The sequence below is a fragment of the Aquibium carbonis genome (assembly GCF_003970795.1).
Classification (GTDB): domain Bacteria; phylum Pseudomonadota; class Alphaproteobacteria; order Rhizobiales; family Rhizobiaceae; genus Aquibium; species Aquibium carbonis.
This window is the reverse complement of sequence record NZ_RWKW01000074.1, coordinates 1-11,526: the sequence shown is the minus strand read 5'-3', so window position 1 is coordinate 11,526 and position 11,526 is coordinate 1. Positions and strand designations below refer to the sequence as shown.

The following is an 11,526-nucleotide window of genomic DNA, read 5'->3' as shown; positions in this document are numbered from 1 at the left end:
GGAAATCTCGAGCCGTCCATCGACGTGTGGCCCGACCGCACGGCACCGATCATCCGCAACGGACTTTCCGGAAGGCGCGAGGCGGTCCGGACGCGATGGGGCATGCCGTCGTCGTCCTTCGCGCTAATGCAGGCAACGCAGAAGCGTGCGGACAAGCTGAGGGCGAAGGGCGCGCCGTTCGACTTCAAGGAACTCCTGCGCATGGAGCCGGACAAGGGCACGACGAATGTCCGCAACACGTCCTCGCGCCACTGGGCGCGGTGGCTCGGCGTCGAACACAGATGCGTCGTCCCCGTCACCTCGTTCGCCGAGCCCGACCCCGCCAGCAAGGTCGATGGCGGGCCGACGCCGAATGCCTGGTTCGCCCTGGACGCCACCCGCCCGCTGATGTTCTTCGCCGGGCTTTGGGTGCCCGGCTGGGAGAGCGTCCGGAAGGTGAAGGACGGCCTGACGAAGGACGACCTCTCCGCCTTCCTGACGACGGAGCCGAACGACGTCGTTGGCGCGGTGCACAGCAAGGCCATGCCCGTGCTGCTGACGACGCCCGACGAGGTGGAGCGCTGGCTGACCGCGTCTTGGGAGGACGCGAAGGCTCTGCAGCGGCCACTGCCGGATGGTTCCCTTGAGATCGTTCCGCGGCCAGCTTCGCCGGAAGCGTAGGAGAGAGGAGTGCGCATTGGCTGACCCAGACAAGACCGTACCGGGGCCGGAAGCGGACAGATAGGTTGCGGGTACGTACGGCGGCAAAGCGGCCCTTTGCAAAACAGCCGCGGTGGGTGGTGCCCGCTCTTTGTGTTGGTGCCGATGTCCACTATGCGATAGACTCTTAGCTAAGCATAGTTCAGCGGCTCATCCCAGTACTGCCCGGGGAAAAGCCCTTCCGTAAGGAAGGTCATCATCGTATGGCCTGCACTCAGAAAAAGTGGCGTTCGTCCGTGCGTGAATGGGCGCGGCGGGTTCCCCTTGCTGCCGTGGGCGATGTTGTTCCGTAGCTGAGCAAACGATCGGGTGAGAAGCCTGCTCCAGGACTCAATCGGCTGCACATCGCTGTCCCAGTCGAGTTCACCGTCGCCCCGCAACGTCAGGTACTGCGGTGGCTCGTTCCTGAAGATGTCAAATCTGCTGGAAGCGAAATCAAAGGTGGCCCAGGGAAAAGCCGCCTCGACCTTGCTTGCCACAGCCTCCCACTGCACCCCCACCACTCTTTGCCCAGCATTCGTCTGAACGAAGGCAGGATCCATCCTCATGAGGAAGAACTCGAATTTGGAGAAGCGCATCATGTATTCGGAAAGCTGCTGTTCCATCGCAATCTGTGCTCAAGCGGCCTTGGACGCGGACGGTTTGTTGTCGATCCTGGCGTCAATCAGAACGACGTCGCGATGACCCTCGATGCCGAGGTCTTTCAGAATTGCCGTAACTCGCATCCTCTCTTCGAGGGAAAAATAGATGATCGCCTTGATGCCGCTTTCGGCGTTGCTGGCGGCCTGATAAATCGGCAGCTGCTTCTCGAGATTGCGCCGTAGGGCGGTGTTCTTGGCGAGCTTCATCTCAATCAGCGTCTTGTCGAAAGCGCCGCGCGAGATCTTGTAGTCAACCGGGCCTCGACCATCGTTGGCCTCCGCACCGACATCCGACGGGGAGCCGAACCAGATGAGGCGGGCTAGGACGTGCAGATCCTGCTCGCGTTGAATTGCCTTGCCGTTGTGCCAGAAGATCCGGTGTCCTCCCTTGTTCTCGATGACATCCTTTAGGAAGGCAAGCCGCTGGTGAGTTTCTTCGTAGGTACCGCCGGGTAGGGCATAGAAGCCGGTCGTGGCGGCGAGGAGCTTCTGCACCGCCCGGACGTGCTCCTCGAAGATCAGCTGCGTTTCAGTGACTCGTTCCGAGCTTACGTCCACAGCCTTTTCGCCAGTCTGTTCCTTATGCCTGATGTAGTAGTCCACCAGCAGCGGAAACTTGATGAACGTCTTGGCAGCAGCCTCATCGAGCTGGCGCTGAGTTACTTCGCCATCTGCAGGCCGGGCGAGCTCCTGCTCGAAATATGCGAACACCTGACCGCGAAGCTCGGCGTCGGGAATGGCCATCGGGATCTGGTCAAAATCCCGGATCATGTCGGTGCGGTTAATCCAGTTTTCATCGCGGGTTAAAATATCTTTCGGCGTCAGCAGCACAAAATCGTTGTCGCGAGCAAGCCACGGAAGTGTGTACTGCCGACGTTCCCATGAACCGGTGCCGTAATTGAACACGGCTTTGTTCACCCAGATCTTCCGGAGCAGCTTGGGGTCGATATGGGCGACCGCGAAGGCCTCGGTGTAGCTGCAGAGATAGTCCATGATTAGGTTGGTCGTGAAGTCGCTGATGTTGTCGCGGCCGACACCGTCCCGAACGAGACATACCTTCTCCAGGTGGCTGCTTTTAGAGACCTTCTCGGCACCGAAATCCGCAAACAGGTCCGCGAGATTCTCGCTCAGGGCTCCCGCGAATTTGCGGCCTAGTCCCGAGCCGCCGTTGCCCACCAGCGAGAAGCCCATCCAGTTCTGACGCACTTCCGGAAAGTGAAACCATGCCTTGATTCGATCAGCATTGACGCGGCCGGCGAGGACCTGGTCACGCAGAAACCTGATGTAATGGAGGATCGACTCGTGGAGCTTCTGATATTCAGGGTTGGCGCTGTGAAAGAGGAGAAAAGGGTCTATAAAAAGCGGCAGGTCGTTGATTATGGACACATTGAACGCCCCATAGTCGTCCAGCGTATCCCGACTGACGCCAAAGTAGTCATGGAAATACGTTGCCATTTTGCCTCCTCCGGCTAGCGTATCATCACTACTGCACCATTCACACAAATCTCAATTGGACAGCCGGGAGGCGGAGCTCAGCCGGATACTCGTCCCAATTGCGTTGTGACGCGTGTTTGCGAGCAGCCTTGGTCGCCCAGACCCCTTGCACTCCCGTCGGCGCAGGATCATCTGCAGGTCGCCTTGCACAAGCTCGATTGCAGCTCGCTTAACCGGCGACATGGGCTGCGCGGGAGTTAAGTGCGCCGCGAGGGCAATGAGGGTTCACTGTTCTTGGAGACGAAGCTCCAGAATCACGAAGCTGCCAAGTAAAGTTCGGGACCGATTGCTGACTGTCGGGTACGAGGTGGCGCCCATTAGATCGCTGCCCTCCGCGTCAGATGCCGTCGGACGACCACGGAGGCTTCCGCCCATTCAAGGAGGCTGCAATTTTCAGAGCACACCTCGGGCATCAAAAATGCGTATGGATCAAAACCCTCCAAAGAGGGCCACTATAGACACGGCAAAGCTACTCAGGCTCGATTCTCTACCCACTCATTTGTCGAAAACGAGCAGCACCTTGTTTGGCTGAGAGTGCACCTGCTCAAACTTCTATACCAATGGCTCCGAAACTGGAGGGTTCATCGGAAAATCTTCGTCCAAAACCTGCGAATACGTGCCTTCCAGCCGATATTGCCGCTTAACAAATATTGCGGGGCATCTCGTTCGGGCGTAACCGCGGTAGACGCTATGCTCGGAGACGCCGCTTGCGTTGTACCGAAGTATGCGGCCTTCGCCCGGCCGTCTCGCCGACGCTCTGCCGCGACCTGTTGGTCAGACCAAGCCGGCGCCTCTATAACCTCTCCTTTGCGGATAATATAGTGTGACCGGCACGCCAACGTCCAATTGCCGACCGACGGGTGAAGGGTGATGGTCTCGCCATCGTAGACGATATGCCAGTCGGTTGGTGTGAGTGGCGTGACGATCTCCTCGCCACACCCGCAACAGCAGCCGTGAGCGACACTTCCGTATTCGACCGAGACATAGAGCTTTCCCGGTTCGAGGCTGCTCGGAAAGCTGTCGACGAAGACATGCTGGAGGCTCTTATGCTTGATCATGACTGATCCTCGTTGAGCAGCAGGTTTCCGTCGACCGTGTAGGTGGAATGGTGCTCGCCCTCGAGGTCGCAATAGAAGCCCAGCAACTTCTTCCACTTGATGACGGCCTGGATCGCGTTGAAGGCGTTGAGCTCGGCCACCTGAATGTTCGAGGCATAGATGTCGTCCGCTCCGCCGCCTGCGAGCGGAATGCGCGGATTGACCGCGACCTCGGTGCGGTTCTCCGGCGTGCTGGTCGTAACCCGCAGGATTCCCGTCAGACCACGGTCGCCGAGCTCCAGCCCCATGCCTATATCGATGAACGGGACGGTGTGGTCGTGCAGCCACGTAATGATCGCCGCTTTTGCCTCGCCGGCATCGAGGCTGAGGAAGACGAAGTCGAGACCTTCAAGCAGATGCAGCGTTTCCGGCTTCACGGCTGCCGACACCGCAGTGATGCCGCGGTGCATGCGGCCGTAAATTGCCTTGAAGTAATCGACCTTCAGCGGTGCTTCCCGAAGCTCGGCCAGTGTAGGAGCGCCGGGCGCGCGAAAAGCATTGTGCTGAAGGAATTCGTCGGGGTCGAAGATGCGGATTTCGGCTACGGGCGTTTTCGCGATCATATCCAGGATGTAACTGCCGGATCCTCCGAGACCGACGACGCCGATGCGGTGATTGGCGAGCCGGGCCGTGAGCGCACTGATGCCCGCACGCGCCGACGCGGTCTCAACATAGTTGAAGACGCTTTCGGTATCCTCGTCGTCCAGCGCCCGATACGGACGCGGGGTGGCGGACTTGTCCAGCACTACGGCAGACCCTGACAGGATCGAAGCGTAGGTCGTCATCTTGTGATGATAGTCGCGGTAACCGCCATCGGGCTTGCTCGAGAAAGCATGCTCTGCCGTCAGACCGTTACCCAACTCGAAGTGCTGGGTCTGATGCGAAATCGCCGTGATCGGCTTGCCGTCCGGACCGCACGGGTACTCGCCGTCGAAATGCATGACGTGCGTATCCGGCTTCCGGGTCGTGTCGCCTGCGAGGACCAAGGTGGAGATGAGGGTTCCCTTGCGGACCTTGCGATCCTTATCGACGTAGGGAACCTCCCGCATGACGAGATAGCTGCCGACGAGTTGGATGAAGTAGCCTTCCTCTCGCAGCTGAGCGAGGTCGGGACTACGACTGAACAGTGCGTGTGACATTGAAGACCGTCCCCTGCTTGATGGTGATTGAACCGTTCTGGCCGAGTTCGCCGGAATGCGGCGCCGAGGCCGCCTTGCGGTAGGTCATCGAGAACACGACGTTCGGATCATGGGGACCCGGAAACGCCAGCGCGACGATGTCCTCGAACGTGATCGTCGGACCGCGGACGAGCTTCTTGCGGGTGTTGACGATGATCTCGATCTCGACGGGCGGCCGCAGCGCCGTTAAGAATCGTTCGATACCGGGTGCGCTCAGGTCGATTAGCTCGGACGACCCGATCATGCGGTCGGTCCCGCCGCGGACATCGAGGAAGACCCCTTCGTCCGGACCGGGCTTCGCCAGCTTGGCGAGTTCACGGCCACTGATTGCAGGCTTTCCCCACCGCATCTCGCGACCGTTCATCTCGAACTTGTAGTCGCGATCAGTGAGGAAGGCGACGAAGCGCTCGGCGCCGTTGCCGCGAAGATCGAACGGTTCGTCCAGACGCACGTCTTCGAAGTCGCCGGAGGCGATGATGGCGAAGAGGCTGTAACCCTTACCGGGATCGAGCGCGGCGGCTTCGATGACCTGGCGACCCAAAGGTACGGGATCGGAGACCAGGAGCGGCGTGAAATCGAGGCCGTCCTGTGCGAAGCGGATGCGGTAAGCGCGTGCCGGGCGAAGAGCGCGGCCTTCGGCGATCGCTTCGCCGACGTCGTCATAGTCGTAAAGTTCAGGGGAGTTCATTTGATTTTCCTTATTCTGCCGGGTCAGTCCGGCTACGAATGGAAAATCGGCGGAGGATCGTCAGACCGGAATCGGTCCCCCGAGATTCTTGGTCAGCGTGCCGGTCGGGATCGATCCACATATGAAGAAAGCCGGACAACGTGGGCAAACGCGCTGGCTGGGTTTCGAGGGGAAACGCCCGTCTCTGATATCAGCCAAGGTATCGAGCAGCGTTGCCCGGCGGTTTCGCTGAATCTGCGGCGTGAACGAAAGCGGTGCGGTGGAGTCGCTCGTCAGATGGACGACTTGTGCCTCCGAGCCCGGTGCGTTGTCTGCGATTGCGAGGAAAGCGACCGCTGCGCCCAACTTGGTGATATCCGATTCGCGCTGAACACCTGTCTGCACCCGTCGATATATGCGCTTGCCGCCGGCTGCGATCACGATGTCGTCGGGCCGATAAGAGATTTCGTCGTCGCCAACTGAGAGCACCAGATCGATCGGACGCTCGGTTCGATAGCCGCTTCGACCCTCGCGGAAATTTGTCACGAGGCGTGTCGCGACGATGCGCAGCGCGCTGTGGCTACCTATATTCTCGAGGCCTCGCTCTTCGCAGGCGACATGTACGGCAGCTAGGAGATCGGCATCAGCATCGAGGTCAAGGCCTTCATAAACCATCGAACGCAGAACGGACCTGGCGGCCTCGTGCATCTTCATGAAATCGGTTTCGGTGCGGCGACCACCGATGCCGAGGATATGCGTGTAGAAGAACCGCCTCTTGCATTTGTCCTTGTCCAGCATCGAAATCTGCGAATCCTTGAGCCGCATCGATCCTGCGATGCTCAGGGGGACAGGGATGGCTTCCGGAGCAGGCGGCAGCGTCAACTTTGGCTTGGGTCGCCTGACCATTGTCGAATCCCCCAACCGCGACAGAAAGCGGGAGGTTGGTCGATTGGCGCCGTTTGCATTCTGTGTGACAGCATACATGAACAGGCGATCCCGTGCGCGGGACGCGGCGACATAGAACAGGCACTCGCGCTCCTCGGCATCCCCTCTGCGAAGGGCATCTGGAACACTCCCTTCGATGTCGCCGATCATGCCGTCGGGAGGGATACACTCCGGAAGCTTTGGGTTGCCCGGCAGGGTATCCTGATTGAGTCCCGGCAGATGGACGCATTCGAACTCGAGCCCTTTCGCGCCGTGAATGGTCATTAGCCTGACGGCATCGAGTCCTTGCGCCGCAGCGGGCAGTTGCCTGAGATCGCGGTCGTCGCCGATCGCCATGAGCACGCGGATCCTGTCGAGCAGCCGAGGGACAGCCTGACCTTTTCCCGACGGCTGGATCCGGAGGAAATTCAGAAACTGCCAGATCGCGATGCCCTCTGCGCGCTCCGCCACGGAACTGGCACTGCCGATCCGGGCACCAAGCCCGGTGCGGTCGAACATGAGCGTCACCAGCACATGCCACGGAGAACTCTCGGCATCGAAACCTTCGAGGGCGTCCTTCAGACGCTTCAAGGACTCGTACGAGGTGCTCGAAACCTTGGCGGCAGCCTTGGTCGCCAACCACGACATGGGTACCGCGTCACTGTCGCTCAGCTCCTCGAAGAGCAAGCCGACATCATCGAGCGACATCGGGAATTCCGGCGTGCACGCGGCCCTAACAAGCCCCATTGAACGGCGGTCAGATAGCAATGATAGGAACGAGAGCAGGTCTTTCACTTCGGGACGCTCGAACAGGTTACCGAGGAAGAGGACAGGTATCCCCAGCCGCTCAAGGTCACGTGCGATTTCGCCGAGCTTTTCGTTCCCGGTACAGAGTACTGCCTGGTTCCGGAACTGGACACCTGCCTTGTTACGATCGGATATCGCGTCCGCGATAGCGGCGGAGAGCGCGTCCTTCGTGTCGAGCAGATGCAATTCTATGGGATTGCCGCTGGCGCCGCGGTGGGCGCGAAGTGTCGCGTCCGTATTGCTCGCGGTCATCTCTCGTGCGAAGGCCGAGTAGCCACTGACGATCTCGTCTGTGGAACGATAGTTCAGCTGCAGCCTAGACGACGTTCCATCTGGAAAGTCGACGGTAGTGAACCTCGGTGTACTCGCCGGGGATGAACCGCGGAACCTGTAAATCGCCTGCCGGGCATCACCGACTACCCAGAGATTGCGTCCAGTGGGGCATAGGGCTTTCAGCAGCCGGATACTGGCACGGTTTACGTCCTGATACTCATCAACGAGGATGTGATCGTAAAGGCCTTGAAGTTGGGCCGCGATCTCAGGACGGGCCTCCAGAAGTTCGACTGGCAAGGCTACCAGATCCCCGAAATCCAACGCGTCTCGATCCCGTTTCAGATTCTCGTAGATTGTGTAGATCCTCGCGACCTCCATCGCCTTTTCGGCTGTCGGGTCCTTCTGGCCGGCGGCCGCGGAGATTTCCAACATCCCCTGAGCCAACTCGCCGTATCGGATCGGCCCGACGACTTCATCCTTCGCCCTAGAAATAGCAGCCAGGATGCCTCCAATCATCCGGGTGGGATCATAAAGGTCGACATAGTGCTCGAGAGATAACTTCGGGAATTCCGCCTCGAGAAGTTCGACGGCTTCGACACGATCCATCATCCTCGGATTGTCGGAGAGGCCCAACTCGGTATTGAAACGTCGAACAAGATCGAGGCCGAATGCGTGGAATGTGCCCATCCACATCGCGGCTGCTCCCTCCGGCCGCTTCGAGGCGATGCGCTCGGACATCTCACCCGCTGCCTTGTTCGAATAGGTGAGAACCAGGATTCTGCGTGGGTCTATGCCGTCATCGAGCAACTGAACCACGCGCTCGGTGAGCGTTTGCGTCTTGCCCGTTCCTGGACCCGCTTCGAGAAGGTAGGCAGCCCCCCGATGGTCGGCTGCGGTAGCCTGCTCTGTATTCAAGCTAGCTTCCTGGCGAACACTCTCTTGCGGCTCGATCACAGGCAAGAGAAGGGCGTCGATAAGCTGCTGCGCGACGACATCGAACGGAGCCTTCATGCGTTCCGCAATCTGTGATGCAGTCAAGCCGTCTTCGAGGTGCATCCTTCGCATCAAAGGTCTCGGCAGCAATAGCTCTCTGGCAAACAGGTCCATCTGGACCTCGCGCCGCTGTCGGCGACCGTAGTCGACCACACGGTCCATCCCGACAGGAGACGGTTCTGCAGATCTCGTCGGCTCGACTTCTCTGGCTGTCGCGACCGCGGCGTCGCCAAGCTCCGAATGGCCGATCTCGTGCGCGACCAGGAACGCCTGATCGAACACAGAGCCCTTGTTCTCGTGGATTATGAGGTCGTCTTCCGGGATGTAGGTGGCACGGCTTTTGTTCAGGCTCGCAGCCCCAGGATTCGCCTGTTCCACGGTCAGCCCACGCGCATCAGCCGCTCCCTTCGCGAAGGCGTATGGATCACTGGGGTCTAAGCCTATCGAGACCACGAGCGCGTGTAAGTCCGCAGCCGTCCTTCGAGCGATTTCGACCGAATCCATTTCATCCTCCCTTGGACAGAAGCCTCGATCGATCGGCTTCGGAAACCCCGGCATCTATGAGGACTTGCTCAAAGCTGACCTGTTCCCCGGTTGACGGCTTGCCGTCGGCCTTGAACTGCCTCCCCCCGAAGCCCTCGATTGGCTTGCTCATTGCCGAGATCACATAGGCCATCGGCACCTCGAGCTCGTCCGCAAATACTTGGAGAACGTCATCCGGAACACTGGACGCGATCACCTTGTGTTCCCTGAAACAGCTCACGACCTGACGCGGAACGCCAAGAGCATGCGCGACCGACCTTCCTCTTTCTCCGGTCAGCTTTGCGAGCGGATCGGAGGCTGGGGTATCGTTCGCGTCGAGCGCCGAAAACGCGATCCAGGCCGCGTCGATCCTCGACTGGTCGAGCCCAGATAGTTCGCTCTGGTCGTCGCTATCGTCGCTGACCGCAAGTATCGAGAAGTCGATAAGCTGCGCTGTGAACTGAGGATACTCGCGGACATATCGTGCGAGCACCTCTGATCCCTGGTCGTCCTCCATCATGAATTCATCGAGTACGTCCTGAAGGCGCAGGGGCGGATGGCTGGCCGTCATTGATCATCCCCTTGATTGAACAGAGCCGTGAGCGTCTTGAGCGCTCGCTCTTTATAGTTGCGAACAGAGCGATCCGAACAGTTCAGTGCCTTTGCGATGGTCATGGCGTCGGGATCGCTCGAGTGGATAAGCCACCCATTGAGAAGCAGGTGCATGGTCCTGCTTTGTTCCGGTGGCAGGGTACCAATCGCCGCATAAAGCTTCCGGCGGAAAAGCGGATCGGAAGAAATATCATCGGCCAGCCGGTCGACCATGACAGAGCCGGAGTCGTTTTCCATGGCAGTGTCTGCTTCATCGAGGCCAACGCTGCGATTCTCGTCACGCCACGCCTGCTCCTGCGCATCCAGACGGAGTCGCTTGATGCCGAGGTCGAACCGCACTTCGAAGAAATCCATAAGGTCACCCGGCGACCTGCGGTCTTCGGAGATGAGTTCGATGAAGCGGCCTATCGCCTTCTCACGTATGCGCTCCTGGGTGAGCGACGTCGTGTTTCCGACCCCGTCCGAACGGGGAATGGCACGCGAAACCCGCTCGATCAGGGTCTTATACAACCGTTCGAACCAAGCCTCCGAGTTGTCGCGTCGAGAGGCACGCACAAAATATACGAGACATTCGGAGGGAATATACGAAGGGTTCGAGCGATCCCGTATCAGCGAGCGCTCCATCAACTCGTCCCGCGCGAGTCCTTCCAGTTCCCGTAGCAGTTGCTCGATCTGTTCAGGACGCTCGTAGAGCGTTCCATCCTTCTTCTTGCGCTTCGTGAGCGGAGCGATCAATTTGCTCTCCCTTCGCGGCCAGCCAGTTTTCACGACCCTAATCGGCGAGACTCGCTGCATCCGGAATCAAAAAAACAGGATTGGGAGACGGCCCATATGCCTCGTATGCCGTCACCATTTTCAATGATTCGATACTCAGCCCACGACGTGAATACCTTGGAAAAGCCACAGTTACTACTGCTCGGTCTCAGATGGATCGACCACAAGCCACTAAGTGCTCGGTAGTATCCATCGCCAATAGAAGTAGATACGTGTCCGCCAGCGGCCTAAGCCTTGCTATTCCACGGTTCGGCGAGTGGAGGCCGCGAGAGATGACTGCTTTCGGTGGATAGGTCCAACCGTGCGAATGACCGACAGGCGGGCGCTTTGCAGTCCTTGGAATCACAACAGTGCGCGATCAGGGAGCTGAGCGTCCGCTGAGTGCCGGGCCGGAAATCTCCACCACCATCCCAGGGCCCCGCCAGGCCAGAAGATTGCGGCGCAAGAGTTTCTGAACAATCGGATGCTTTCCGAGGCAGGGGCGGGGCAGCCGGTGCTCGCGTGCTGAAGGTTTCGCGTGCGCGCTAGCAGCGGGTCATGCTCGCCTCCCTGACGTCGATGAGCCTATCCACGAGCCGCTGCAGAACCCTGAGGGAGCCGCCCGGCCACGCGGCCGACAGCGCCGCGATCTCGACCCCGTCGAGCGGGAGCGCCCACTTCGGATCGAATCCTTTGTCGCGGTAGCGTTCCGCCAATAGGTTGTGGGCAAGCGTGGCAAGATGCTCGGGTCCGGGCTCCGGAAAGCGGAGGCAGCGACAGCGGTCGCGGAGCGACTTCGGCACCGGCTCGATGGTGTTGGCCGTCATGATCCAGGAGATGTGCGAGAGGTCGCAGGGCGCGTCGAT

General features: G+C 59.7%; 9 protein-coding genes and 1 pseudogene. 1 reads left to right on the top strand and 9 read right to left on the bottom strand.

Annotation, left to right across the window (positions count from 1 at the left end; all coding sequences use genetic code 11):
- Positions 1 to 660 (top strand): SOS response-associated peptidase family protein (locus tag EJC49_RS18985; RefSeq protein WP_126701516.1); only part of this gene is annotated, 660 nt, incomplete at its 5' end.
- Between the two features lie 170 nt (positions 661 to 830).
- Here EJC49_RS18985 and EJC49_RS18980 read toward each other — a convergent pair.
- From EJC49_RS18980 to EJC49_RS25775, 9 genes and pseudogenes are all read right to left on the bottom strand, one after another.
- Complete coding sequence (locus EJC49_RS18980) at positions 831 to 1,304, bottom strand: hypothetical protein (RefSeq protein ID WP_126701515.1); 474 nt, start codon at positions 1,302 to 1,304, stop codon at positions 831 to 833.
- Between the two features lie 12 nt (positions 1,305 to 1,316).
- Positions 1,317 to 2,795: a hypothetical protein gene (locus tag EJC49_RS18975; protein WP_126701514.1), complete on the bottom strand. Its 1,479-nt coding sequence runs from the start codon at positions 2,793 to 2,795 to the stop codon at positions 1,317 to 1,319.
- Between the two features lie 620 nt (positions 2,796 to 3,415).
- Complete coding sequence (locus EJC49_RS18970) at positions 3,416 to 3,892, bottom strand: ubiquitination-like system serine protease family protein (protein WP_126701513.1); 477 nt, start codon at positions 3,890 to 3,892, stop codon at positions 3,416 to 3,418.
- Positions 3,889 to 5,070: a ThiF family adenylyltransferase gene (locus EJC49_RS18965; protein ID WP_126701512.1), complete on the bottom strand. Its 1,182-nt coding sequence runs from the start codon at positions 5,068 to 5,070 to the stop codon at positions 3,889 to 3,891. The genes EJC49_RS18970 and EJC49_RS18965 overlap by 4 nt, the downstream gene beginning before the upstream one ends.
- Complete coding sequence (locus tag EJC49_RS18960) at positions 5,045 to 5,797, bottom strand: multiubiquitin domain-containing protein (protein ID WP_126701511.1); 753 nt, start codon at positions 5,795 to 5,797, stop codon at positions 5,045 to 5,047. Before EJC49_RS18960 ends, EJC49_RS18965 begins: the two co-directional genes overlap by 26 nt.
- A 60-nt stretch (positions 5,798 to 5,857) precedes the next feature.
- The gene (locus EJC49_RS18955) at positions 5,858 to 9,277 is read right to left on the bottom strand and encodes a UvrD-helicase domain-containing protein (RefSeq protein ID WP_126701510.1); all 3,420 of its coding nucleotides are present in this window, start codon (positions 9,275 to 9,277) and stop codon (positions 5,858 to 5,860) included.
- 1 nt (position 9,278) lies between these two features.
- Entirely contained in the window at positions 9,279 to 9,866 is a 588-nt protein-coding gene (locus EJC49_RS18950) for a hypothetical protein (protein ID WP_126701509.1), read from the bottom strand.
- The gene (locus EJC49_RS18945) at positions 9,863 to 10,642 is read right to left on the bottom strand and encodes a DNA-binding response regulator (RefSeq protein WP_245453474.1); all 780 of its coding nucleotides are present in this window, start codon (positions 10,640 to 10,642) and stop codon (positions 9,863 to 9,865) included. Before EJC49_RS18945 ends, EJC49_RS18950 begins: the two co-directional genes overlap by 4 nt.
- Positions 10,643 to 11,205: 563 nt before the next feature.
- Positions 11,206 to 11,526, bottom strand: a pseudogene (locus tag EJC49_RS25775) (AAA family ATPase); the annotation flags it as partial.